Raw genomic sequence first — 22,546 nt, 5'->3', positions numbered from 1 at the left:
AGCTAGAGTGAACCACCTGATCCCTTCCCGAACTCAGAAGTGAAACCTCTTAGCGCTGATGGTAGTGTGGCACTTGCCATGTGAGAGTAAGTCATCGCCAGCTTTTAAATACGAAACACCCCTGACCTAACGGTTAGGGGTGTTTTTTTATGCTTTGTATTTTATATATCCAGTAATTACTTTAATGAAAATGAATAAATGTTTTACCGATGTGTCATGATTAATTTTTTATTCTTTATATTTATTTGTTAAAAGATCTAACCAAACTCTCGGTTTAATCAAATAATATGATTGGCTTCACTTTAATCTTCTTTACTTGAAGATAAACTATATTTACACAAAATCTATAATATGGTTACATTAGACATATTTTTATAATGAAATGTCTGATTCCTTGTGGAATCGATTGGGGATAAAAAAGGAATGATCATGACTAAAAAACAACTTACATTAAAGTTGTCGGCGATTGCTGTCTCTGTTTTATTAGCAAGTTGTGGTGGAGGTGGGGGCGGCTATTATGGCTCGAATGATAATAATGCCTCAGGTGGAAATGGCCAGACACCTGTGACTGCTGTAAATATTACAGAGATCACTTTATATGATGCCAACAATACTGCGACCAACTCAATTACTGCGGCTGGTGTGACCGCTAAAGTAAAAGTAACGGATTCCTCTGGAAAAGGGATGAGTGGAGCAATTGTGACCTTCAGTGGGGAAGGTGTAAGCTTCGGTACAACAAATGGTGCTGTACTGACCAATGCAGAGGGTGAAGCAACAATTTCTGTTAAACCTCAGGATCTCAATGCCACGGGCGCATATCAGCTTACTGCTACAACCAGTCATAATGGCATCACAGCGACAACCAAACCTTATAATTTCGTACTTCAGGCCGCAAATATTGTTTTAGTTGGTATGACAGCTGCTAGCACGCAACTGGAATCAGGGGCATCAACCAATATTACCCTGAAAACACAAGATTCAAGTACCAAGGTAAATCAGAATAACGTGACGGTCAGCTTTAATGCCACTTGTGGAACGTTTGAGCCGGCAAGTGTTGTGTCTTCAAATCAAGGGGATGTCACAACTTCTTATAAAGCGATTGGGGCTGATGGAAAGTTATGTGAAGGACAACAGACTATCCGGGCGTCGGGTTCAAATATCCCTGAGTCAAAAGTTGATGTCAATATTGCTGCAATTGAGGCTAATTCCTTAAAGTATACAACATCAAGTCCGGTGACTTTGGGTATTAGAAGCAGCGGGACTGCGGCATCTGGCCAGATTGAATTTACTTTGTATGCAAATGGAACGCCTGCTGCAAACAAGGATGTAAATATTGAGCTGGTTCGTGCTCCAGAAGATTTAAGCTTTATTTCTTTGGGTAATCAAAACCTTAAAACTGTAAAAAGTGATCCGAATGGTAAGGTTGTTGTAACATTATATCCGGGAGACAAACCTGGGCCTGTTGAAATAAAGGCGACTTTGGTTTCAAATAATGTTGTTTCGGCTTTATCCAAGAATGTATCTGTATCAACCGGGCGTGCAACTCAAGATGGTTTTAGCTTGTCTGTCAGTAAAAATGCCTTGCAAAACAGGATTGATGGGGATAGTGCAACGATTAATGTCATGTTAAGAGATCGCACAGGTAATCCGGTACCAAATGGAACGGTAGTGAGTTTTATCAGTGAAGGCGGTGTTGTGACGCCAAATTGTTCAACGAATAATGGCCGTTGTGCAGTTACCTTGTCGGTGCAGGATCCACGTCCTTTAGATAACCGCGTTACTGTTCTGGCCTATGTTGAAGGGGATAAGAGCTTTACCGATCTGGATGGTGATAATCTTTATACCAAAGGGGTAGATAAGCTGCTTAGTAATATTGGCAGCTTCTTCCGTGATGATAATGAAAATAACCAATACGATAATAACTATGGTATTGGGGAGTTTCTTTATAATCGGAAAATTGTAGGCAATAAAGCTGCATGCGCAGCCTCAACGATTAATCAGCCGAATATTGCCGATACCTGTGATGATCAGCTCGATGGTATTTTACGTCAGCAGTTGATATTTGCATTTTCAGAAAATACCGCAACATTTACCAATGTTAAAGCGAGTGGCGATTTATTATCTTTCAATTTATATGGAAATAGTATGCAAGGTGTTCCGATGCCGACTGGTTCTACCGTAAGCGTTACAGCTGAAGATAATACCAAAGATAATAATCTGTCATGTACTGCGGAATTTGTACAAGGCAGTTCACCGGTCGCAAATGTATTTAACCTTTTGACTCCAACAACGTTTAAAAATAGTACCCAGGTTTTTTATGGATATCGTTTGAAAGAGTGTGCTAAAGGAGATAGCTTCAAAATCTCGGTAGCGGCTCCTGATGGTAAGGTCTCAACCATTTTTACGGCTTACCAATAAAACAGACTGGTTTTCTGGGTAAAAAAACAGCACTTCGGTGCTGTTTTTTTATAATGCTGTCCCGACACTGACTGAGGCGGTCGGACGAAGCTGCATTGAACTGCAAGCGGAAACAGCGAAAACACATAACAGGATAACAGCAAGTTTTGACATGGTTCTTTATCTCTTGGAAAAGAACCATCTTCTTATAATCGGAAGGAATTCACTATCTTGCTCGGGTAATAAAATGTAATAAGCTTAATCGTCCAGTAAATCCATCTGTTTTGCTAGCTGATACAAGTTATTTGAACGGTTGCCTGTACGGCAGAACATCAAAATAGGCTTTGGCAGTTCGTTATAATGATTGGCAAAAGTACGGACATCCAGCTCGGTAATCTGGCCTGCAACAATAGGTTGATAGACATAATCCAGACCTGCATTGCGGGCAGATTCTTCGATCTGTGCACTGGTCGGTTGATCTGGGCCACCTTCCATATCTGGGCGGTTATTTATAATCGACTTGAAGCCTTTTTCCACGACCTGGCCAACATGCTCTGGACCGATTTGACCTGCAAAACCTATATTATCTGACATCTTGTCACTCCAAAAACAAACAAAACATTTTATGCTCTATCATAGCATTAAGCTCGATCTTGAGTTTAAATGTCTATATTAAATAAACGATGATAACGAATAAGATACGCAATGGAGCGCGCATGCACACTTATACCGTTGAGCCTTTGTATGTTCCTCATGGAGATGAAACGATTGCTGCCGATTTCTATCTTCCCAAAACAACGGTAAAACCTGCGGTGATTGTGATGGCACACGGGTTTGCCGGATTGCGCCAGTTTAAGTTGATCCAGTACGCCCAGCGTTTTGCCCATGCCGGCTATGCCGTAATTTTATTTGATTATCGTTATTGGGGCGGCAGTACCGGTAAACCGCGTGAACTGGTTTCACTGAAGGCTCAACTGGATGACTGGAAAACCATTGTCCAGTATGCTTCAAACTGTAAACTGATTGATAGTCGCAGAATTATTCTATGGGGGACTTCGCTCAGTGGAGGCTATGCGCTCAGTTTGGCTACCGACCTGAAAAATATTCAGGCAGTCATGGTGCAAGTACCTTATGTAGACGGGGCCGAGACCGCCAAACTGTATCCACTGCAACGTTATCCTGAAGCATTAAAGCGTTCCAGCCAAGACTATATGGGCTCCAAGATGGGCCTGACCCCGAAAACCTTACCGGTCGTCGATCAGAACAAACTCTGTTTCTTGCCGACCTCAGACAGTTATTATGGCTACCATTCGATTGTAAATCCTGATTATTACTGGAGTGGTGAAGTCCCAGCCCGGGTGTTTTTTAATCTGATGCGTTACCGGCCCATCCAGTTTGTGCGCAAGATTAATATCCCGGTACTATTTATTGCAGCGAAATATGACAGCCTGATTCCGATTGCCTCCAGTCGTGAAGCGGCTACCAATATTGCGCCATTTGTGAGCTATCATGAGTGGGAAATGAAGCATTTTGATATTTATCATGATTCTTGGTTTGAAAAAGCAGTCACAACCCAATTAGAATTTTTACATCAACATATCGGAGTGATGTAAATGATTCTTGTCTGTGCATCATGTGGTGCAAAAAATCGTGTACCTGAAGAAAAACTGGCAGGCCATCCTAACTGTGGGCAATGCCATAAAGCATTATTGCTTTTAGAACCTGTTGAATTAAATGAGCAAAATTTTAGCAATTTCATTCGCAATAATGATTTGCCTGTACTGATTGATCTATGGGCAGAATGGTGCGGCCCATGTAAAATGATGGCGCCACATTTTGCCCAGGTCGCCAAGCAGAATCCTTATGTGGTGTTTGCAAAAATTGATACGGAAGCAAATCCACGTTTAAGTGCTGCATTTAATGTACGCAGTATCCCGACCCTGGTACTTATGAATAAAACCACAGAAGTGGCAAGGATCAGCGGAGCATTACGTGCACCTGAATTACAGCAATGGCTCGACCAGCAGTTACAGCAACATCAAGGACATTAACATGAGCGAACGCCCAACACATCCAGAAGGCATTCTATCACTACAGAACATTGCCATGCCGGCTGATACCAACTGGAGTGGTGATGTTTTTGGTGGCTGGATTGTGTCCCAGATGGACTTGGCTGGAGCAATCCATGTAGAACGTTTTAGCAAAGGCCGTTGTGCCACGATTGCAATTAACCAGATGAATTTTCTGGTTCCCGTGAAAGTCGGCAATGTGATTAGCTGCTATACCAAAATCCTGAAGGTCGGTAATAGTTCGGTACAGGTTCAAATCGAGGTGTGGAATAGCCATGATGATTCTCGTGAACCTGTCCGTATTACGGAAGGGGTCTTTACCTTTGTGGCTGTGGATGTAAATGGCAAGAAACGTTTAATTGGTGATGAAATTAAACAGACCTTTTTAGCAACACAGTCAGCATAAATTTTTCTGAACACTTTTATCGAGCATCTAGCCCATGGCAGAAGAACTGGTTTTACAACACGGTCATAAAGTTGAGCAATATCAAAGTATCCTTCCACAGATTCAGGCAATTGTGGAAGATGAAACAGATGTGATTGCCAATCTGGCCAATATCTGTGCGGCACTCAAACAGCAATTTGGCTGGTTCTGGATCGGCTTTTATTTGGTAAAGGGCGACGAGCTGGTATTGGGCCCATTTCAGGGGCCAATAGCCTGTACCCGTATTGCTAAAGGTCGCGGTGTGTGCGGTAGTGCATGGCAACAACGGCAAGTGCTGGTTGTGCCTGATGTCGATCAGTTTCCTGGGCACATTGCCTGCAGTTCTGCATCAAAATCGGAGATTGTATTGCCGATCATGAAAAATGCTGAGTGTGTGGGGGTGCTGGATATTGATAGTGATGCACTCGATCAATTTGATGAGGTCGATGCTGAATATCTGGCACAGCTGGTGTCCGTGATCGAAAAATTTATCTAGATCAAAATAAAGCCCAAAATCATTTGGGCTTTATGGTCTGATTCAGGATTATTTTTTGCGTTTTGGCAACCAGGCCCAAAGCATCTGGCACTGGATTGGTTCATTTCCTGAATCATCAATCACGGTTACAGGAATCAATAACTCGCCTTTTTCATTCTCGGCAATCAGTTTTTGCTGATCTGCCGATAAGCTGGCTGTTGCGGTTAACCCCCCTTGTGCGACCTTTAAATAATCGACATGCAGTGATTTGATCAGCAGGATACGGTCGTCTGGCACATGCAGGCCGGTGAGGAAGCCGGTTGCGGTTTCGGCCAGTAACGCCATCGCTGCTGCATGTACCCCTTTGATATGGTTTTGCATGTTGCGCTGGTTTTCAATACGTACCGTTACGTGATCTTTATCTACTTCCAAATAGCGGATATTGGCAGTGCCAACCATTGGAACGACGCGACCAAAGGCTTTGCTCCAGAGCGTGCTACGGATGCCCTTGGGAAATTTAGAGGTGGTTTTAACCAGCTTGTAAAGGCGGTTATCTTTTGCCATGGTGAACCTATTATTTAATCTTTGAAATTATTAAACTGGAGTGGCAGACCAAATTGTTGTTCACGTAAAAAGTTCATGACCTGTTGCAAGGTATCGCGCTTTTTATCCGTGACACGGATTTTGTCTCCCTGAATAGAAGATTGCGCCTTGATGCCACTTTCTTTAATGGCTTTATTAATTTTTTTTGCGGTATCAGAGTCAAGCCCATCTTTAAGTTTGATCACTTGTACGACATGCTTACCAGAAGCGGTTGCTTTTTGCGGGTCGAGTGCCTGTACATCTACCTTACGTTTATAGAAATGGTTTTCCAGCATGCTATAGACCTGTTCACACTGGAAATCACTTTCAGTCGAGATTTTGATTTCCTTGTTTTTTTCGTTTAGCTCAATTGAAACGTCTTGTCCACGAAAGTCAAAACGTGTACCAATCTCTTTTTGCGTGTTTTGCACGGCATGATTGACTTCAAATAACTCTAATTCAGAAACAATATCAAAAGAAGGCATGGTTAGACCTTTACAAAGGGAAAGAATATTTGAGATGCTAAGGGGGTTTTCTTCATTTGCCAAGTGTTGTTTACATCAAAGGAGTGCACAATGATCCGTAAACAAGAAATTACAACATTTGAGTTCCCAGAAGGCGCAGTCATTTGGGATGTCCGAGACGCCAAGGCGTATGCAGAGGCTCATGTCAAAGGGGCGGTAAATCGTCCAATTGCTGAACTGACTGCGGATAGTTTGACTCAGGTTGCAGCGGATCAACCGATTTATATTCTATGTGGTGGCGGTAGTAAAGCACCGCGTGCAGCAGAGCTTCTAGACGGTATTGATAATTCCCGTGAATATGTTGTATTGATGGGTGGCACACGCGCGGCGCGTGATGCAGGATTAGCTTTGGAGCAAGGCGCTTAGACACTCAAAAAATTTGCCAAAATACCCGGGTATTTTGGCAAATTCAACAAGAATAAAATTTCAGATCAAACAATAGCTAACCCGAATAATACGGTTTTTTCACCTTTGCTTTTTTCTGGAAACGTTGCGGATTCAGTTTATCCAGTAACGGCTGTGCAACCGGGCACAGTTCACCCAGTACCAGAGCTGCCAAGACTTCGCTGCACAATGGCGCATACAGGAATCCCTTCGATCCCAAACCGGCAAAGGTATAGCTGTGTTCATGATCCTGGATTTTGCCAAGCAAAGGCAGGTAATCCCGACTTTGTGCACGGATAGAGGCCCGGCCTTGCCAATGCTCTACAGCAGGGAGTTGCTGTGCATAGGCAGGGAACACATTGTGGATAAGTTGCTTGTTATGCACATGGTCTTCCATCAGGACATCTGCATCATCGCGGTCTGGATAGAAGGACGCCCCCAGAATCAATTGTGTAGCATCCAGTTGCATGCAATAGCCACCATAGCTATAGGCCTGATCCCGTGGCAAAGGCTGTTGGCCATTCTCCACCCAGCTGACCTGTCCCCGAATAGGTTTTAAAACCGGATAGTTTTCAAATAGCTCGGCACTTTGTCTGGCACAGCAAACGATGACATGATCAGCTGTAGCTAGCAACTGCTGGTCCTGCCAAAGCTCAATGTGGGCAGGTAGTGGATTTAAGCGGGAAACCCTGGCTTGTGTTATGCCAATCTGGGGATGCCGTAAAATTTCATCACGTAACTGGTGAGGTGAAACCGCGCCTGCATGATGCAGGGTTAAACTCGGAAACTCGGTTTTTGGTTCCTGTTGCGATTTCGATGGAGCAGTCAAGACGCCTTCAGGGTATTGCGCGGCAAAGCCCGGCAAGTCTGTCGCATTTTTCAGGGCCAACTGCTGCACCTGAATTGGCCTAAATGCATTAAAGCGCGCATAAAAGTTTAAGGCATACTGCCAGCTCAAGGTCATCAGGTGTTCGGCGGCCTGTTCAATCGGGCAGAGTTTAGGGTTCAGCAGTGCCAGTGGATTGCCAGATGCGCCTGCAAGCGGCTCATTTTGCTCATAGAGCATGACTTGATGGCCACGTTGGGCAAATGCCCAGGCAGTAATTAAACCTGCGATTCCTGCGCCAATGATCGCGATCTGGCGTTGCCCGGTTTTGACCGGTGATGATTCTGTCTCAGGTTGGGGAATTGCAGGGGGCTGTGCTGAGCCGGTCTGCTCTGTTTCCGGTGTTACCGGCGCTTGCCAGATGGCCTTGAGCATTTCCCGTTTATGCCCGAATCCCCGTGGACGGCTAATCTGGATGCCATGCTGTTTCAGTCCGCGTTTTAGTACGCCTGCAACGCTAAACGACGCGAAAGTGGTTCCCAACTCGGACAAGCGTACAATGTGATTCAGTACATTTTCCTGCCACATATCCGGGTTGCAGGAGGGCGCGAAACCATCCAGAAACCAGGCGTTGACCGCTTGTGTTTTGGGAATGACAGGAAAGATATCCTGTGCATCGCCTAGCCATAAATCAATGCTAAAGCGTTCTTCGGGAAAACTGAGGCGGTGGCAGCCTGCAATCGGCAGGGGATATTGCTGAAGCAGCTGGTCAGCCAGTGGTTTCAGTTCCGGCCAGACATTCAGTGCGCGAATCAGGTCTGTTTTGCTGAGTGGAAACTTTTCGACACTGATGGCATGCAGGTGACTGTGGTTATCTGGACGTACCTGTTGCCAGAGTTGCCACAGGGTCAAGAGGTTCAGTCCGGTGCCAAAACCGGTTTCACCGACACAGAAGTATTGATAATCACCTAGTTGGGAAAGACGTTCGGTTAAGTCATTACCGTTTAAAAACACATGGCGTGTTTCCAGTAAACCATTGGCTTTGGAAAAGTAGACATCGCCAAATTGCCTGGAAATGGGAATCTCGATACCCTCGACCCATTCCCAGTCCAGATCAGCGGTTTGTAGTTTTGATGAGAGAGACATAAATTAAGAGAAGTTTTTTACCATTGACGACGACGTTTGGTGTAAACATAACTGGCAATAAAGAAACCGAGAATGACACCGACTGCAATGGTCATGGCGCCGTATAAAAACATTTGCGCGCTGCGTTCGCTTTGCAACACCTGTACCTGTACGGTTAAATTGTCATTCTTTAACTGCAGTTCCTGGTTTTGTGCCAGTGCTTCAAGGTTGGCATGTTCAAGCTGCTTTAAGCGGCTGGCCTGATCCTGAATCATGGCTTTTATTTTTGCATCTTGCTGCTGTTTGGCTTTAGCAATCTGTTCAGCCGTCAGCGGTTTGGCCGCAGTGGCAGCTGGATTGGTCGGTGTTGTTACCGTGGTTTTCGCTGGTGTGGCTGGAGCAACTGCTGCGGGAGCAGGTGCTGGTGCAGTGGGTTCCACCGCCCACGCGCTAGAACCGAGTAAACTGAAGGCGAACAGGCTTTTGACTGCAATGTGCATGATTTACCCTTTTGGAAAAGCTTTGTTGAACGGTCTGACCTCAATATCTGAGTAGATCCCTTCTTTTAAAAATGGCTCTTCCTGAATCCAGGCATCCAGTGCTTCGCGGCTCTCAAATTCAACAATCATGGTACTGCCCAAAAAGCCTGCCTGTGGATCTTGAGGATCTTTCGGATGTGCGCCAGCAGCAATTAAACGGCCTTCATCATCTAGCTTTTGTAGACGTTCAATATGTTGCGGGCGGGTGGCTAAACGTTTTTCCAGAGTACCTTCGCGATCAGTACAGGTCAGCACAAAATATGGCATGGCAGTAGCTCGATGATTTAAAATCTATTCAGTGGTTTTGAAATGTTTTCGTAAGAAAAATAGTATAGCAGCAAGGTAACTCAGAGAAACGATAATATCGCCAAAAGCCGTGAATTCGCCCCAATATTTTCCTTGCATATAGACAAAACCAAAGAAGAAATGTAAAGCAGCAAGCAAAAAGAATTGACCGCACCAGGCCCAGTTCAACTTGATCCAGCCTCTAGGGCTCAGTTCTAACAGTGAACCTAACAGTTTCTGGATAATCGGCATGCGTTCTTTATTAAATAATGGCGTCACTAAAAAGCCGAGACCAATCCCGATATTGATAATGATGGCTTTCATTTTGATGTAGGTCACATCGCTAAAAATCAGCGTGATGCCCCCAAAGATGACCGACATGAGCACGATAAACCACTGCATTTTTTCCAGCTTGAATTTCTGGAAAAAGAACAGGCAGCCATAAACCACAAGGGTCGAAATCAGCAGGGCACAGGTCGCTACCAGAATATGGTTCTGGTCGGTATTTCCTGCGCTACCCACCAGTTGCAACAGGGGATGATGACTATCTTTAGGATCGGTGGTCTTATAAAAATAAAAGAAGATAATAATCGGAAGATAGTCGAGCAACGCTTTCATGTTACAGTACGATGATGAAATAGGTCAGATAGCATAATACAAACCATGTTCGGTGTCGATTTACATACCCATACGCTCATTTCCGACGGTACCTTCTCTCCCGAGCAACTGGTACAGGCTGCTGTTGAGTTAAAAATACAGACTTTGGCAGTGACCGATCATGACACCATGGATGGGCTGGAGCGGGCGCAAAATTATGCACAAGATCATGATATTCAAATTATTTCTGGTGTAGAAATCTCCAGTCAGTGGTCACGGCCCAATACCAAAAAGAGCTATGGTGTGCATATTGTGGCCTTGAATATGCAAGATGAGGTCCCGATCAGGGCCATGCTGGAACAGCAGAAAAAAGTACGGGCTGAACGGGCCCGGCTGATTTGCCAGTTACTGGAAAAATGTATCGGTTTTGATATTTACCCGGATGTCGTTGCCCAAGTGGACGGGGAAGCAGATCGGGTGACTCGCACCCATATTGCCAAAGCCTTGGTTGAAAAGAATATAGTCAGTCGTCCGCAGCAGGCCTTTGACCGTTTCCTGAAGGAAGGCAAGAAAGCTTTTGTCAAATTCGAAGGGGTGGGGCTGAAACAGACCATTGAGATTATTCATGCCAGTGGCGGTTTGGCGGTGCTGGCTCATCCGACCCGTTATGATTTGTCGGCAACCAATATCCGTTACCTGATTGAACTGTTTGCTGAATCTGGCGGGGATGCTGTCGAGTTACCGCCTGCGATAGAGCCTGCTTCAACCCGACAGATGGTTGACCGGATGATTCAGCAATTTGATCTGGCGGTTTCAATTGGCAGTGATTTTCATGGTGACAATATGCCGTGGATCAAACTGGGGCAAACGCCGCGAGTCAAAGAGGGACAAACAGGGATTTGGGAGCGTTTTCGATAAGTGGAACAATGAAAAAATTACAATGTTGCTTCATCGTTATTTTATTCCTGATTGTTTTATGGAGCATTCAATGGATGTTTCACGGTTTTGCAGGACTTTAAATCCAATTAGATTTTAATTTGCCAATCAGTATGTTGCTGGAAGTAATCGTTTAAATAATCTAAAAAGCTTTGCACCTTTGGTGGTACCAAGTCCCGATGCGGAAATACTGCATAAATTGCTGTGGGTTGTACGGGAAAATCAGGCAGCAGCTGGACCAGTTTGCCTGTGTTTAAATCTTCCGCAACATGCCAGAGTGAATGATTGGAAATACCTACTCCCTGTAAGGCAGCCTGTCGGATGGCTTCTCCCGAATTACTACTAAAATAGCCTGCGACACGGATCTGTTCAGTTTCACCGGTTTTATTCAGAAAATACCACTGGTCGGTTAAGCCATTGGCATGCTGTTGCAAAATACAGCGATGTGATTTGAGCTCCGATAGGCTTTCTGGTCTGCCATAGTGTTGCAGATATTCGGGTGCAGCACACAGTAACCGTGGATTTGGGCTTAATTGTCTGGCAATCAGGCTCGAGCTTTCCAGCCGGCCAATACGAATTGCCAGATCCATGCCGTGCTGAATTAAATCGATATTCTGGTCATTCAGGTCCAGATGAATATGCAGTTCAGGATGTAACAGCGCGAATTTGGCAATCACGGGCATTAAAACCTTGGTTCCAAAGATTGCAGAAGCAGTCAAGCGCAATGTCCCGGAGAGGATATGATCTTTGACTTTTAATGACTCATGTAAATTGACAAAATCAGCCATCCAGCTACGCCCGTGCGTCAGCAAGGTGCGACCTTCTTCGGTCAAGGTGAGTTTGCGGGTGGTACGATGAAATAAACGCAATTGTAGCTGTTGTTCCAGTCGCTGCAATTTCTGGCTGGCGACGGAGACTGAAATATTGACCTCCTGGGCGGCTTTGCTGATCGAGCCCAAGTCTGCAACCCGAATAAAAAACTGGAAATCTTCTGTATTCATTATCCATAAAACCAGAAAAGTATTTCCTGATTATCGTGGTTTTTTTAATAAATCCCTAGCGCTATTTTGAAGCTTAAGCAATTACATGTTTAAGAGATCAATCATGAAATATCATTTTCTGGGTAATTCGGGCTTAAAAGTCTCGGAATTAGGATTTGGCACGGGCACTTTAGGCGGGCAGGGACAAATCTTCTCTGCCTGGGGACAGGCCAGCCAAACCGAGGCCGATCACATGATTCAGACCGCTTTAGAGGGCGGGATCAATTACTTTGATACCGCAGATGTCTATTCGGATGGCGAGTCGGAGCGAATGCTTGGCAGGGCTTTGGCTTCAAAAAGACAGCAGGCAATTCTTTCGACCAAGGTGGGCATTCGTAGCTCGGCGCATCTGAATGCTGCCGGATTCAGCCGGGACTATTTACTTTCCGCCGTGGAGCAATCACTGACCCGACTTGGAACCGATTATATTGATGTATTGCAATTGCACCAGTTTGATAGTTTTACTGCATTAGATCAGTTGATGAAAACGCTGGATGAGCTGGTACGAAGTGGCAAGGTACGTTATATCGGCGTGTCCAATTTTGCTGGCTGGCAACTGATGAAAGCTCAGGCCATTGCTGAACAATATGGTTATGAAAAGTTTGTGGTCAATCAGGTTTATTATTCTTTAATTGGCCGGGATTATGAATGGGAACTGATGCCGTTGAATGACGATCAGCAGATCGGAGCCGTGGTGTGGAGCCCTTTGGGCTGGGGACGCTTAACCGGCAAATTTGACCGGGAAAATCCGGTTCCGGTACAAAGCCGTTTGCATGACACGGTGCAGTTTGCACCCCCGGTCAATGAAACACATCTTTATCAGGTCATTGATGTGCTGAAACAGATCGCCAAGGAAACCGGTTATGCCATTCCCCAAATTGCCTTGAACTGGCTGTTACAGCGACCAACCGTCTCCAGTGTCCTGATTGGCGCCCGTAATCAGGCCCAGTTGCAAGAAAACCTCAAAGCAAAAGAGCTGCAATTATCGGCGGAGCATCTGGTGCAGCTAGATCAGGTCAGTGCGGTTTATCCGCCGTATCCTTATTATCCCTACTGGAATGGACAGTTTACGGAACGTTTCAGGTCTCTGGTGCCCTCACAGTTTGTTTAAGCGATTGATTCATCATCCGGATAAAAATGCCCTCTTCTGAGGGCATCGGAATTAGAGCAGGTTGTGATCTTGGGCCTGAATTGGCGGTGGTGTCGGCCGGCCCAGGGTACCGAGTAATTCGATCTCGATCGAGCGGACCATGGCATCGAGTGGCAAGTCATTGCTTTGGGTACCAAAAGGTTCTTCAATTTCAGTGCTTAGCGCATCCAGGCCTAAAAAAGTATAGGCCAGAATCCCTACCAGTAAGGGGGTAACCAGCCCCAATAAAGAGCCCAGACTGAAAGGTAGCATAAAGCAGAAGAAGTAGACGGTTCGGTTCAGCAACACCGAATAGGCAAACGGAATCGGGGTATTGGCAATACGGTCACAGCCGGTTTGCATTTCACTTAAAGCCGCCACATGACGGTTCATCTGGGTATAAATAATATCCGAGATTTCACCTTCTTTCATGGCCTGTAACAGTTCCCACTGGATCAGGCTCAGCGTGTACTGCGGGGCATTGTGCTGTTGGTAAAGCTGGGTCAGCGCCTGCTGGCTCAAGCCACTGGTTTCTGTGAGTTCGGTCGGATTGGCGGTCTGATGACGTAACCGGTCACGCAAAACATTGGCAAACACAATCACGTTCTGGATGATGCGTTCGCGACGTGCCTGAGTGAGGACACGACAATCACGGTCAAAATGCCGGGCGGTCGCAATCAGAACGCCCCAGAGTTTACGGGCTTCCCACCAGCGATCGTAACAGGCGGTATTTTTAAAACCCAGAAAAATGGACAGAACCACACCGATCAGGGTAAAGCCCACCAGCGGAATTTCAGGGAAACGATAAAGGTCAACGTATTCAACTCCACCAATAATGGCAGAGATCAGCATGACAAAACCGAGAGAAGGCAAAATTTTGGGTAGAATCGTCCCACGCCATGAGAATAAAACTTTAAAAATACTCGGCTGGTCACGGACAATCATGTTATATGAATCATTAATTTTATGTGTTGATGTTCATGCCAGACTTACGCTTTGTCAAGACTAGATTGCCTGTTTACAGCAGGGTTGAGTAGTTGTTGTTCAGAAAATGAAAAATAGCCTTCGGGTGAAATAATGAAGTGGTCGATCAGTCTGATTTCCAGCAGGTTGCAGGCCTGTCTGAGCTGTTGGGTCAGATCAATATCTTCTGCCGATGGCCGGGCAATGCCATAAGGATGGTTATGGGCGACGATAATCTGGCAGGCCTGCTGCTGTAAGGCATAGCGTAAGGTCTGGTTCAGTGAAATGCTGCAGGCATGATGGGAACCGAAAAACAGTTTTTTAAAGTGCAATTTTCTCAGTTCTGCATCCAGACACAGCACCGCAAAGACTTCCTGTTTTTCTCCTGACAGTTCATAACGTAAATAATCCAGTACCAGCGTAGAGCTGTCCAGACAAAGCCGTTGCTGATGAAAATGATTATTGAGATAGCGCCGTCCCAGTTCCTTGACTGCCATGAGCTGGGCATACTTGGTTGCCGCAATGCCGTTAAATTGGGACAAGTCCTCAAGATTGGCATCAAAGATCAAATTAAGCCCACCAAAATGTTGAATCAGTATCCGGGCAAGCTCGACCGCAGAATGCTGTTTGGAGCCGGAACGTAGAAAAATGGCCAGCAGTTCTGCATCGGACAGGCTTTGAGGGCCTTGTGACAATAACCGTTCCCGCGGACGTTCTTGTGCTGGCCATGTTTTGATGGACTGATTCACTTATAAATTCCTCATTGATTTTATTGCATTTATTATTTTTATTAGTAAAAAAAAACGACCATTTTTCTTCCCGTGCCCTGAGCAACTGCCGGATGGATTGGGCGATCTGGGCGCCTGAAATGTTTATCGTCCCACTTGGGTATGAACTTATTTAATGCTATTGTGAGCGCCACTGCAACAGTAAGGTATCCTGTTTGTGAGCTTCGATCTAAGTGTAATTCCACATAAAAACATTATATTAGCGGTTACGGGCGGTATTGCTGCCTACAAGAGCGCCATTCTGGTACGTCGTTTAAAAGATTATGGTTTTGATGTGCGCGTAGTCATGACCCAGGGCGCGCAAGCATTTATTACACCTTTAACTTTTCAGGCACTGTCTGGCAATCCTGTACATACCGAATTGCTTGATCCTGAAGCAGAAGCCGGGATGGGACATATTGAACTGGCACGTTGGGCAGATCTGGTTCTGGTTGCGCCTGCAAGCTGTGACACGATTGCAAAATTTGCCCACGGTCTGGCAGATGACCTGCTCAGTACGCTCTATCTGGCCACCAAGGCACCTGTCTGGGTAGCACCTGCCATGAACCAGCAGATGTGGGCGGCAAAAGCGACACAACGTAACTTGCAGACACTGGTAGAAGATGGTGTGCATGTGATCATGCCGGATGCCGGTGAACAGGCCTGTGGCGATGTCGGTTTAGGGCGTATGCCTGAGCCTGAGGACCTGGCCCGTCAGGTCGCCGCCTATTTCCATAAGGCACAACGTGCACTTGCTGAAAAATTTGGCCTGCTGGCAGGCAAACGCGTCACCATTACCGCAGGCCCGACCCGTGAAGCGATTGATCCGGTGCGTTATATTTCTAATCACAGTACCGGTAAAATGGGCTTTGCACTGGCAGCGGCCTGTTATGCGGCGGGTGCAAAAGTGACACTGATTGCCGGCCCCGTCAGTCTGGATACACCGAATGGCGTGCAACGTATCAATGTCAGTTCAGCGATGCAGATGCTGGATGCCAGTATGAACCAGCTGAAACAAGGTTGTGACATCTTTATTGCAACGGCCGCGGTGGCGGACTATCGGGTCGCACAGGTCGCAGAACATAAGATCAAGAAAGCCGGTGACGAGCTTGCCGTTGCTCTGGTCAAGAACCCGGATATTGTGGCAACCATTGCCCAGCAGCAAGAACGTCCATTTATGGTCGGCTTTGCCGCTGAAACGCAAAATGTTGAAGAATATGCGGCAGGCAAGCTGGTGGCGAAAAAGCTGGATATGATTGCCTGTAATGATGTGTCGCGTCCGGATATCGGGTTTGCGTCAGACCAGAATGCCATGACGGTGTTCTTTGCCCAGTCCTACCATATGCAAAAACGTGAGCTGGAAAAAGCCTCCAAACAGGAGATTTCACAGCAGCTGGTCGAGTCCATTGCCGATGCTCTGCGCCGTCGCCTATAAGGGTTAAAAGCCATCTTTTTTATTAAAATGCAACGATTTCGTTGCATTTTTTATGTATGCTAAATCAGCAATTGCCGTTATACACCGGATCGAAAAGTATAAGGTGGTTGTTTCCGGAAAATAAAAGTATAGCCACAGTTTTTGATAGGATATCCTGATGATTAAAAAAACTTTAGCCACCCTGACCATGTTAACTGCTTTCGCCTTGAGCCATACCGCAATCGCGGGTGGGCTGGAAGATGACATGAAAACGCTGGGCAAGAATTACAAGGCCTTTAATCAGGCTGACAATGCACAGACTGCGACGGCTGCGCTGAATAATATGCGCGCTGCTGCCGAGCATTCCAGACAGTATAAACTGGCGCCAAATACCACTGAAAAGGTTTCGACCTCTACGAGCCTGTTTGACCAGATTATCGGTGAAATTGATAAAACCAAACTGCTGGTTCAAGCTGGTAAGCTGGATGAGGCCAAGAAACAGGGCAAAAAAATTGCTGAATTACGGGATCAGGGACATAAATACTATACGCACTGATCGGGAAACCAGTCTTGGGTGTGAACGGGCTGTACTTTCAGGAGTACAGCTTTTTTATGCGTATGTGAGCTTAAATGGCTTGAATCAGACTGAGCATGATTCGGATTTTCATGAAAATATAAAGTTGCTACAGTGAAATCATGACTGATGAGAGGTGATGATATGTCCTCACAACAACGTAATTATGAACGCATTGCCCAGGCGATTGAGTATATCCAGCAGAATTTCCGGCAACAGCCACAGCTTGATGAGGTGGCGGCATTCATTCATTTAAGCCCTGCCCATTTCCAGCGCCTGTTTACCGAATGGGTCGGCACCAGCCCGAAAAAGTTCTTGCAGTATATAAGCATCGAACATGCCAAGAACATTTTAAAACAGGGACAGGGCAGCATTTTTGATGCCACTTTCGGCACAGGACTGTCCAGTACCAGCCGTCTGCATGATCTGTTTATCCAGATTGAAGGCATGACCCCGGCCGAATATAAACATGGTGGTCAGGATTTGACGATCCATTATCAGTTTGCAGAGACCTTGTTTGGTGAAGTCCTGATTGCATCGACCCATAAGGGCATCTGTGCCTTGTCTTTTGTCGATCATCAGGCTGAGGCTTTGACCCGGTTAAAGGGGCAATTTCCGCAGGCACTCTTTATTGAACAGATTGATGCCTTCCAGCAAAGTGCTTTAGCCCTGTTTCAAAAAGACCAGCAGCAACTGGCTGAGATTAAACTGCACCTGAAAGGTACCGAGTTTCAGTTGAAAGTCTGGCAAAGCCTGCTCAGGATTCCGATGGGACAGCTGTCTACCTATGGTGAGCTGGCAAAAGCCATTCAACATCCCAATGCGGCACGGGCAGTAGGTACTGCGATAGGCTGTAATCCGGTTGCGTTTCTGATTCCCTGTCATCGGGTGATTCAGTCCAGCGGTCTGTTTGGCGGTTATGAATGGGGCAGTGTCCGCAAAACAGCGATCATTGGCTGGGAAGGTGTGCAAAGCCATGCCGCAATCTGAACAAGAGCAGATCCAGACTGTGATCGACAAGATTCAGGCTGCGGATTGGGAGCTGATCACAGAACAAATCCACGATCAGGGATTTGCCTTGATTGAGCAGGTGTTATCTGCCCAGCAGTGTGAGCAACTGAAACTGTTATATCGGCAACCGGAGCTGTATCGTAAAACGGTAGACATGCAGCGTTATCGTTTTGGGCGAGGTGAATATAAATATTTTACTTATCCGTTGCCCAATCTGATTGAACAGCTACGTCATGAGGTCTATCCCCATCTGGTGCCAGTTGCCAATGCATGGTTTCGGGTTCTGAAGATAGCGCAAACATTCCCGGCCTCACATACCGAGTTTTTACAGCAATGCCATCAAAATGGACAAACACTGGCAACGCCACTGATTCTGAAATATGGTCAGGACGGTTTTAATACCTTACATCAGGATATATACGGAGACGTGTATTTCCCGCTGCAACTGGTGATTGTATTGAGTCAGCCGAATGTGGATTTTAGTGGTGGTGAACTGGTCTTTACCCAACAAACACCTAGAGCTCAATCCAAGGCGCTGGTGATGCAGCCACAGCAAGGCGATATTGTAATTTTTACAACCCGGTTTAAGCCGGAAAAGGGTAGTCAGGGCTATTATCGGGTCGAGATCAAGCATGGGGTCAGCCCGGTTCATCAAGGTGAACGTTATAGTCTCGGGATTATTTTCCATGATGCGGTGAGTTAGGCGGATGTGGCGACATGACGAGTTAGACGCGCACGAGTTACGCCAAAAACTGAAGCGGCAGGAAATCCGGTTTGCAGGCAATTTACCGCTTAAGATTTATGGCCGGTTGACCTGTGGCTCGGGGAAGCGCATGCTGAAAAAGAACCGGGTATTTTTCTTGAATGAAGATAAAGCGATAGCTCAAGGCTTTCGTCCCTGTGGCCATTGTATGCAGCAAGCCTATAAGAAGTGGAAAGATGCAACTATTTGATATTGAAGCTGATCCGACTCAGAATCAGTTGCCTTATGACGGCACGGTACAGTATTACGGTAAAGTGCTGCAGACCGCAGTGGCAGACCATTACTTTGAGACGCTGCTGCACAGCATTGCCTGGGAAAATGATCAGGCACTGATCTTTGGAAAATTATTGACGACCAAACGTAAAGTGGCGTGGTATGGAGACCGGCGCTTTGAATATACCTATTCCAACATGAATAAATATGCCTTGCCGTGGACAAAGGAATTGGTTGAATTGAAACAACTGGCTGAGACCCTCACCGGGGAAACCTTTAACTCCTGTCTGCTCAATTTGTATCATTGTGGCGATGAAGGCATGGCCTGGCATAGCGATGCCGAAAGCGATCTGAAAAAGGATGGAGCAATTGCATCACTGAGCTTGGGTGCAGAGCGAAAATTTGCCTTTAAGCATAAACAGAGTAAGGAAAAAGTCGAGCTTTATTTGGAGCATGGCAGTTTACTGGTGATGAAAGATAAGACCCAGACCTATTGGCTGCATCGTTTGCCACCGACCAAAAAGGTCAGTACCGCACGGATTAACCTGACCTTTAGAAGTATTGTGGAATAAGCCGCTTTTATCCTAAACATAGTGATAAAGCTCAAGCCCGGAAAAGGTGTGATTAAAGGCTGCAATCAGCTGTTGAATCTGCTCGGCCTGATCCGGAACCAGCATCCAGTAAGGATTTTCATTGGAAATCAGCAATAGCGCCAAACCATGCTGTTCTGCCACGGCATAGATATGGTCAAATAAAATTGCATAGATATGTTCGGCAAAATCAATTTCATTGTGCTGTTCCGGGGGCAAGTCGGCATATTCGGCAAATAGCTGTTCAACTTCGGCCTCAATCCGGTTGTTCAACTGTTCAATATCGACATGGGCTTGTTGTAGCTGATAGCAGCGGTCGGTGTCATTGTCATAATATTCTTTTAGTTCAACGTACTGGATATTGCAGTGCAGGCTATTGGCCCAGCTGATAAATTGATGAAAATCCTGGGGATGGGCCGGGCAGGGCACCTGTCTAAGCTCGGGAAAAACTTGCTGGCAAAGGCTATAAAGTACAGGGGTCATCTGTTGTTCTCATTTTATTTATCTTCTGATGATTATAAAAAAACCACAGCGGTTGCTGTGGTTTTTTTTAATGGCATTCACAAAAAACTTAGGCTTGGCCTTGCGCATCTGCATCGGCTTGCAAGCGTTGCATGTTTGCTTCAAATTCAGCATCAAAGTTGATTGGGGTAAGGAGCAATTGCGGGAAGCTGCCTTTGGTTACCAGATCATTCACTGCTTCACGCAAGAACGGGAACAGGATATTCGGACAGTACGCACCCAGAATGTACGGCAGGCGATCTTCTTCCACGCCATCAACCAGGAAGATACCTGACTGGGTCACATCCACAATGAACGCAGTTTCATTGTCGTTGTTGGCCTGAACCACAACTTTTAAAGACACTTCGTAATGAGTTGGATCAATTTTTTCTGCAGCAGAAGATAAATTGATATTGAGTTCTGGTTGCCATTGCTTGGTAAATACTTGTGCACCAGGAACTTCAAAAGAAATGTCTTTGGTATAAATACGTTCTAACGCGAGTTGTGGTTGAACTTGTTCTTCGCTCATTGTTTTTCCTTAAATCCGGGATGTGTTGTTAAGCTAATAATTGGTCGAGTTTACCTTCACGCTCTAAAGCATAAAGCTGGTCAAAACCACCGATAAACTGATCTTTGATAAAAATTTGCGGTACGGTACGGTGATTGGTACGTTGCATCAGTTCGATACGAACTTCCGGTGCTTCATTGGAAAGATTAATTTCTTTAAAAGCAACACCTTTGCGCTCAAGCAATTGTTTTGCACGGACACAGTACGGGCAAGAATGGGTTGAATAGATGGTGACGTTTGGCGTTGTCATTGTATCTCTCCTTAAGCTTTGGTTTTGCTTTTCACTAAAGGCAAGCCTTGCGCTTTCCAGTTGCTAATCCCGCCGTCTAGACGGTAGCTGTCAGCATGACCTACTTTTTGCAGTGCTGAGCCGGCAACTTGCCCCAAGTTACAAATGAAGACCAATGGACGATCACTTGCTTTTAATTCATCAACATGACTGGTGATCTGGCTATATGGAATGTTACGGCTACCGCTAATGTGACCATCACGGAAATCTTTACCATCACGTAAATCGATCAGCATGGCATTTTTTGCCTTGACCAAGATACCGAGTGATTGTGGTGAAATTTTACGACCATTGCGTTGTCCTTCCAGAATAAAGAACAACACGATTAACACGCCGAGCGTACCAAACAAGAAGGGGTGATTCCCCATAAACTCTAACCAGCGTTCCACAAGTCACCTAAAATTAAAATACAAAATTGATCCTGAGTATAACTTATCTCTATGGTGATCAAAAATGTTAGTTCAAGGGGAAAAGCCCAACAAAATTAACTTTTTTGCTGCGCTTCCTGAATTTCATCGATTAAGCGCAGGTAACTGTCCAGACGTCTTGGCAAAATTTCACCCGCTTCAACCGCCTGTTTCAGTGCACAATTTTTCTCATGGGTATGGGTGCAATTACGGAACTGGCACAGTCCCAGATGCGTTTCAATTTCAGGAAAACCATTGCATACCTTTTCCAGACTGAGGTGCCATAGCCCAAATTCACGAATTCCGGGAGAATCGATTAATGCGCCGTTTGTTCCAAATTTGATCAAACGGGTCGAAGTAGTGGTGTGCTGACCGAGCGCCGAGTTTTCTGAAATTACATTGGTTTTCTGTGCGGCATCAGGAACGATAGTATTGATCAGTGAGCTTTTACCGACACCCGACTGCCCGACGAAAGCGACGGTTTCATTGTCCAGACGTGCAGATAATGCTGACAGGTCACCCCGTGAATGGCAGATCAGGGTTTCATAGCCCAAGGTCTCGTATTCACTGAGCATGGTGAGAATCGGGTCATTTTCAGTGAGCAAGTCAGATTTGTTCAGTACCAGCAGCGCCGGGATATTGGCATCGGCACAGGCCACCAGATAGCGGTCAATCAAGGTCGGCGCAGGTTCTGGTAAGGGCGCAAAGACAATCACGATCAGGCTGATATTGGCTGCGACCGGTTTGACCTTGTGATAGCGGTCGGGGCGGGTCAGCAGCGATTGTCTTGGATAAATCGCGGTGATAATGCCCAGACCGGTAATCGGATCGGCTTGCCATTTTACCCGGTCACCTGTGACCAGCAATTCCAGATTGGTACGGGTATGGCAACGCCAGATGCTGTCCAGTTCAATCGGTTTCCAGAACGGTTCCGGTTCACCCTCGGCCACTTGCGGTTTTTCAGGATGCTGTTCAGGCACAGACAAGGCTTGTACTTCGAGTTGACGACCATAATGCTGAACAACCAGTCCATCTAAATCTTGCGATGTGTCAATGTCGTCCTGACGCGATTTATGCTGTTTCTCAATACGACGCTGCTGTTGTTCGGTTAAACGACGCTTACGAATTAAAGCCATTCATATCCCAAAAAATCC

Annotated in this window: 29 protein-coding genes and 1 rRNA gene; 15 read left to right on the top strand and 15 right to left on the bottom strand. The window is 45.9% G+C overall.

Translation table 11 applies throughout. The features are described from left to right. Both rrf and OC23_RS10360 read left to right on the top strand, forming a co-directional pair. Positions 1–103 (top strand): 5S ribosomal RNA (gene rrf, locus OC23_RS10365); the annotation flags it as partial. Positions 104–429: 326 nt separating this feature from the next. Continuing rightward, positions 430–2,418, top strand: a complete 1,989-nt coding sequence (locus OC23_RS10360) for a hypothetical protein (protein WP_038344647.1) — start codon at positions 430–432, stop codon at positions 2,416–2,418. Positions 2,419–2,655: 237 nt separating this feature from the next. Here OC23_RS10360 and OC23_RS10355 read toward each other — a convergent pair whose 3' ends face one another. Further along, positions 2,656–2,991 carry a TIGR01244 family sulfur transferase gene (locus tag OC23_RS10355; RefSeq protein ID WP_038344644.1) on the bottom strand — a complete coding sequence of 112 codons (336 nt, stop codon included), beginning with the start codon at positions 2,989–2,991 and terminating at the stop codon, positions 2,656–2,658. Between the two features lie 122 nt (positions 2,992–3,113). Between OC23_RS10355 and OC23_RS10350 the strand changes: the two genes are divergently transcribed. From OC23_RS10350 to OC23_RS10335, 4 genes are read left to right on the top strand one after another with little or no spacing between them, the layout of a single operon-like run. Further along, a complete protein-coding gene (locus OC23_RS10350; RefSeq protein WP_038344641.1) occupies positions 3,114–4,010 on the top strand; it encodes an alpha/beta hydrolase in 897 nt (298 codons plus the stop codon). Next, complete coding sequence (gene trxC / locus OC23_RS10345) at positions 4,011–4,448, top strand: thioredoxin TrxC (protein ID WP_038344640.1); 438 nt, start codon at positions 4,011–4,013, stop codon at positions 4,446–4,448. A 1-nt stretch (position 4,449) separates the two neighbouring features. Beyond that, the gene (locus tag OC23_RS10340; RefSeq protein WP_038344639.1) at positions 4,450–4,872 is read left to right on the top strand and encodes an acyl-CoA thioesterase; all 423 of its coding nucleotides are present in this window, start codon (positions 4,450–4,452) and stop codon (positions 4,870–4,872) included. Between the two features lie 34 nt (positions 4,873–4,906). After that, on the top strand, positions 4,907–5,386 hold the full coding sequence (locus OC23_RS10335; RefSeq protein ID WP_038344638.1) for a GAF domain-containing protein: 480 nt from the start codon (positions 4,907–4,909) through the stop codon (positions 5,384–5,386). Between the two features lie 48 nt (positions 5,387–5,434). Here OC23_RS10335 and OC23_RS10330 read toward each other — a convergent pair whose 3' ends face one another. Both OC23_RS10330 and OC23_RS10325 read right to left on the bottom strand, forming a co-directional pair. Beyond that, positions 5,435–5,929, bottom strand: coding sequence for a DUF4442 domain-containing protein (locus OC23_RS10330; protein WP_038344637.1), 495 nt, complete (start codon positions 5,927–5,929; stop codon positions 5,435–5,437). 14 nt (positions 5,930–5,943) lie between these two features. Next, positions 5,944–6,432 (bottom strand): YajQ family cyclic di-GMP-binding protein, encoded by a 489-nt coding sequence (locus OC23_RS10325; RefSeq protein ID WP_038344636.1) that lies wholly within the window; start codon positions 6,430–6,432, stop codon positions 5,944–5,946. A gap of 90 nt (positions 6,433–6,522) precedes the next feature. Here OC23_RS10325 and OC23_RS10320 point away from each other — a divergent pair, with 90 nt between their 5' ends. Next, a complete protein-coding gene (locus OC23_RS10320; protein ID WP_038344635.1) occupies positions 6,523–6,837 on the top strand; it encodes a rhodanese-like domain-containing protein in 315 nt (104 codons plus the stop codon). A 76-nt stretch (positions 6,838–6,913) separates the two neighbouring features. Here OC23_RS10320 and mnmC read toward each other — a convergent pair whose 3' ends face one another. Genes mnmC through OC23_RS10300 form a run of 4 tightly spaced genes read right to left on the bottom strand, consistent with a single transcriptional unit; the run spans position 6,914 to position 10,248 of the window. Next, entirely contained in the window at positions 6,914–8,827 is a 1,914-nt protein-coding gene (mnmC, locus tag OC23_RS10315) for an FAD-dependent 5-carboxymethylaminomethyl-2-thiouridine(34) oxidoreductase MnmC (RefSeq protein WP_038344634.1), read from the bottom strand. Positions 8,828–8,844: 17 nt separating this feature from the next. Then, positions 8,845–9,306 (bottom strand): hypothetical protein, encoded by a 462-nt coding sequence (locus tag OC23_RS10310; RefSeq protein WP_038344633.1) that lies wholly within the window; start codon positions 9,304–9,306, stop codon positions 8,845–8,847. Between the two features lie 3 nt (positions 9,307–9,309). After that, complete coding sequence (locus tag OC23_RS10305; protein WP_038344631.1) at positions 9,310–9,612, bottom strand: YciI family protein; 303 nt, start codon at positions 9,610–9,612, stop codon at positions 9,310–9,312. Positions 9,613–9,636: 24 nt separating this feature from the next. Continuing rightward, a complete protein-coding gene (locus OC23_RS10300) occupies positions 9,637–10,248 on the bottom strand; it encodes a septation protein IspZ (RefSeq protein ID WP_038344628.1) in 612 nt (203 codons plus the stop codon). A gap of 45 nt (positions 10,249–10,293) precedes the next feature. On the opposite strand from OC23_RS10300, the gene OC23_RS10295 reads away from it, so the two are divergent. After that, positions 10,294–11,145 carry a PHP domain-containing protein gene (locus OC23_RS10295; protein ID WP_038344626.1) on the top strand — a complete coding sequence of 284 codons (852 nt, stop codon included), beginning with the start codon at positions 10,294–10,296 and terminating at the stop codon, positions 11,143–11,145. A 107-nt stretch (positions 11,146–11,252) separates the two neighbouring features. Here the strand turns inward: OC23_RS10295 and OC23_RS10290 are convergent, their stop codons facing one another. Further along, positions 11,253–12,164, bottom strand: a complete 912-nt coding sequence (locus OC23_RS10290) for a LysR family transcriptional regulator (protein ID WP_038344625.1) — start codon at positions 12,162–12,164, stop codon at positions 11,253–11,255. Positions 12,165–12,267: 103 nt separating this feature from the next. On the opposite strand from OC23_RS10290, the gene OC23_RS10285 reads away from it, so the two are divergent. Beyond that, positions 12,268–13,314 carry an aldo/keto reductase gene (locus tag OC23_RS10285; protein ID WP_038344624.1) on the top strand — a complete coding sequence of 349 codons (1,047 nt, stop codon included), beginning with the start codon at positions 12,268–12,270 and terminating at the stop codon, positions 13,312–13,314. Between the two features lie 51 nt (positions 13,315–13,365). Here OC23_RS10285 and OC23_RS10280 read toward each other — a convergent pair whose 3' ends face one another. Beyond that, a complete protein-coding gene (locus tag OC23_RS10280) occupies positions 13,366–14,277 on the bottom strand; it encodes a bestrophin family protein (RefSeq protein WP_038344621.1) in 912 nt (303 codons plus the stop codon). 44 nt (positions 14,278–14,321) lie between these two features. Further along, on the bottom strand, positions 14,322–15,044 hold the full coding sequence (radC, locus tag OC23_RS10275; protein ID WP_038344620.1) for a RadC family protein: 723 nt from the start codon (positions 15,042–15,044) through the stop codon (positions 14,322–14,324). 196 nt (positions 15,045–15,240) lie between these two features. On the opposite strand from radC, the gene coaBC reads away from it, so the two are divergent. The 6 genes from coaBC (at position 15,241) to OC23_RS10245 (ending at position 19,609) form a co-directional block, all read left to right on the top strand. After that, on the top strand, positions 15,241–16,497 hold the full coding sequence (coaBC, locus tag OC23_RS10270) for a bifunctional phosphopantothenoylcysteine decarboxylase/phosphopantothenate--cysteine ligase CoaBC (RefSeq protein WP_038344619.1): 1,257 nt from the start codon (positions 15,241–15,243) through the stop codon (positions 16,495–16,497). Between the two features lie 157 nt (positions 16,498–16,654). After that, a complete protein-coding gene (locus OC23_RS10265; RefSeq protein ID WP_038344618.1) occupies positions 16,655–17,032 on the top strand; it encodes a cytochrome b562 in 378 nt (125 codons plus the stop codon). A 162-nt stretch (positions 17,033–17,194) separates the two neighbouring features. Continuing rightward, a complete protein-coding gene (locus OC23_RS10260; RefSeq protein WP_038344617.1) occupies positions 17,195–18,040 on the top strand; it encodes a methylated-DNA--[protein]-cysteine S-methyltransferase in 846 nt (281 codons plus the stop codon). Next, on the top strand, positions 18,027–18,764 hold the full coding sequence (locus tag OC23_RS10255) for a 2OG-Fe(II) oxygenase (protein ID WP_038344615.1): 738 nt from the start codon (positions 18,027–18,029) through the stop codon (positions 18,762–18,764). The genes OC23_RS10260 and OC23_RS10255 overlap by 14 nt, the downstream gene beginning before the upstream one ends. A 4-nt stretch (positions 18,765–18,768) precedes the next feature. Beyond that, on the top strand, positions 18,769–19,014 hold the full coding sequence (locus tag OC23_RS10250) for an Ada metal-binding domain-containing protein (protein ID WP_038344614.1): 246 nt from the start codon (positions 18,769–18,771) through the stop codon (positions 19,012–19,014). After that, a complete protein-coding gene (locus OC23_RS10245; protein ID WP_038344613.1) occupies positions 19,001–19,609 on the top strand; it encodes an alpha-ketoglutarate-dependent dioxygenase AlkB family protein in 609 nt (202 codons plus the stop codon). The genes OC23_RS10250 and OC23_RS10245 overlap by 14 nt, the downstream gene beginning before the upstream one ends. 12 nt (positions 19,610–19,621) lie before the next feature. Here OC23_RS10245 and OC23_RS10240 read toward each other — a convergent pair whose 3' ends face one another. The 5 genes from OC23_RS10240 to rsgA form a co-directional block, all read right to left on the bottom strand. Further along, positions 19,622–20,110, bottom strand: a complete 489-nt coding sequence (locus tag OC23_RS10240; RefSeq protein WP_038344612.1) for a hypothetical protein — start codon at positions 20,108–20,110, stop codon at positions 19,622–19,624. An 88-nt stretch (positions 20,111–20,198) separates the two neighbouring features. After that, positions 20,199–20,657: a protein-export chaperone SecB gene (secB, locus tag OC23_RS10235; RefSeq protein ID WP_038344611.1), complete on the bottom strand. Its 459-nt coding sequence runs from the start codon at positions 20,655–20,657 to the stop codon at positions 20,199–20,201. A gap of 28 nt (positions 20,658–20,685) precedes the next feature. Beyond that, a complete protein-coding gene (grxC, locus tag OC23_RS10230) occupies positions 20,686–20,946 on the bottom strand; it encodes a glutaredoxin 3 (RefSeq protein WP_038344609.1) in 261 nt (86 codons plus the stop codon). Between the two features lie 11 nt (positions 20,947–20,957). Next, positions 20,958–21,374: a rhodanese-like domain-containing protein gene (locus OC23_RS10225; protein WP_038344607.1), complete on the bottom strand. Its 417-nt coding sequence runs from the start codon at positions 21,372–21,374 to the stop codon at positions 20,958–20,960. A 95-nt stretch (positions 21,375–21,469) separates the two neighbouring features. After that, complete coding sequence (gene rsgA, locus OC23_RS10220) at positions 21,470–22,528, bottom strand: ribosome small subunit-dependent GTPase A (protein WP_038344605.1); 1,059 nt, start codon at positions 22,526–22,528, stop codon at positions 21,470–21,472. Positions 22,529–22,546: the final 18 nt, after the last annotated feature.

The sequence above is a fragment of the Acinetobacter sp. A47 genome, assembly GCF_000805455.1.
Classification (GTDB): domain Bacteria; phylum Pseudomonadota; class Gammaproteobacteria; order Pseudomonadales; family Moraxellaceae; genus Acinetobacter.
This window is presented reverse-complemented; position numbering and strand designations above follow the sequence as displayed.

Bases quoted from the DNA above. Each gene is read 5' to 3' on its own strand.
- OC23_RS10360 (WP_038344647.1), top strand. From the start codon at position 430: ATGACTAAAAAACAACTTACATTAAAGTTGTCGGCGATTGCTGTCTCT.
- OC23_RS10355 (WP_038344644.1), bottom strand. From the start codon at position 2,991: ATGTCAGATAATATAGGTTTTGCAGGTCAAATCGGTCCAGAGCATGTT.
- OC23_RS10350 (WP_038344641.1), top strand. From the start codon at position 3,114: ATGCACACTTATACCGTTGAGCCTTTGTATGTTCCTCATGGAGATGAA.
- trxC (WP_038344640.1), top strand. From the start codon at position 4,011: ATGATTCTTGTCTGTGCATCATGTGGTGCAAAAAATCGTGTACCTGAA.
- OC23_RS10340 (WP_038344639.1), top strand. From the start codon at position 4,450: ATGAGCGAACGCCCAACACATCCAGAAGGCATTCTATCACTACAGAAC.
- OC23_RS10335 (WP_038344638.1), top strand. From the start codon at position 4,907: ATGGCAGAAGAACTGGTTTTACAACACGGTCATAAAGTTGAGCAATAT.
- OC23_RS10330 (WP_038344637.1), bottom strand. From the start codon at position 5,929: ATGGCAAAAGATAACCGCCTTTACAAGCTGGTTAAAACCACCTCTAAA.
- OC23_RS10325 (WP_038344636.1), bottom strand. From the start codon at position 6,432: ATGCCTTCTTTTGATATTGTTTCTGAATTAGAGTTATTTGAAGTCAAT.
- OC23_RS10320 (WP_038344635.1), top strand. From the start codon at position 6,523: ATGATCCGTAAACAAGAAATTACAACATTTGAGTTCCCAGAAGGCGCA.
- mnmC (WP_038344634.1), bottom strand. From the start codon at position 8,827: ATGTCTCTCTCATCAAAACTACAAACCGCTGATCTGGACTGGGAATGG.
- OC23_RS10310 (WP_038344633.1), bottom strand. From the start codon at position 9,306: ATGCACATTGCAGTCAAAAGCCTGTTCGCCTTCAGTTTACTCGGTTCT.
- OC23_RS10305 (WP_038344631.1), bottom strand. From the start codon at position 9,612: ATGCCATATTTTGTGCTGACCTGTACTGATCGCGAAGGTACTCTGGAA.
- OC23_RS10300 (WP_038344628.1), bottom strand. From the start codon at position 10,248: ATGAAAGCGTTGCTCGACTATCTTCCGATTATTATCTTCTTTTATTTT.
- OC23_RS10295 (WP_038344626.1), top strand. From the start codon at position 10,294: ATGTTCGGTGTCGATTTACATACCCATACGCTCATTTCCGACGGTACC.
- OC23_RS10290 (WP_038344625.1), bottom strand. From the start codon at position 12,164: ATGAATACAGAAGATTTCCAGTTTTTTATTCGGGTTGCAGACTTGGGC.
- OC23_RS10285 (WP_038344624.1), top strand. From the start codon at position 12,268: ATGAAATATCATTTTCTGGGTAATTCGGGCTTAAAAGTCTCGGAATTA.
- OC23_RS10280 (WP_038344621.1), bottom strand. From the start codon at position 14,277: ATGATTGTCCGTGACCAGCCGAGTATTTTTAAAGTTTTATTCTCATGG.
- OC23_RS10265 (WP_038344618.1), top strand. From the start codon at position 16,655: ATGATTAAAAAAACTTTAGCCACCCTGACCATGTTAACTGCTTTCGCC.
- OC23_RS10260 (WP_038344617.1), top strand. From the start codon at position 17,195: ATGTCCTCACAACAACGTAATTATGAACGCATTGCCCAGGCGATTGAG.
- OC23_RS10255 (WP_038344615.1), top strand. From the start codon at position 18,027: ATGCCGCAATCTGAACAAGAGCAGATCCAGACTGTGATCGACAAGATT.
- OC23_RS10250 (WP_038344614.1), top strand. From the start codon at position 18,769: ATGTGGCGACATGACGAGTTAGACGCGCACGAGTTACGCCAAAAACTG.
- OC23_RS10245 (WP_038344613.1), top strand. From the start codon at position 19,001: ATGCAACTATTTGATATTGAAGCTGATCCGACTCAGAATCAGTTGCCT.
- OC23_RS10240 (WP_038344612.1), bottom strand. From the start codon at position 20,110: ATGACCCCTGTACTTTATAGCCTTTGCCAGCAAGTTTTTCCCGAGCTT.
- secB (WP_038344611.1), bottom strand. From the start codon at position 20,657: ATGAGCGAAGAACAAGTTCAACCACAACTCGCGTTAGAACGTATTTAT.
- grxC (WP_038344609.1), bottom strand. From the start codon at position 20,946: ATGACAACGCCAAACGTCACCATCTATTCAACCCATTCTTGCCCGTAC.
- rsgA (WP_038344605.1), bottom strand. From the start codon at position 22,528: ATGGCTTTAATTCGTAAGCGTCGTTTAACCGAACAACAGCAGCGTCGT.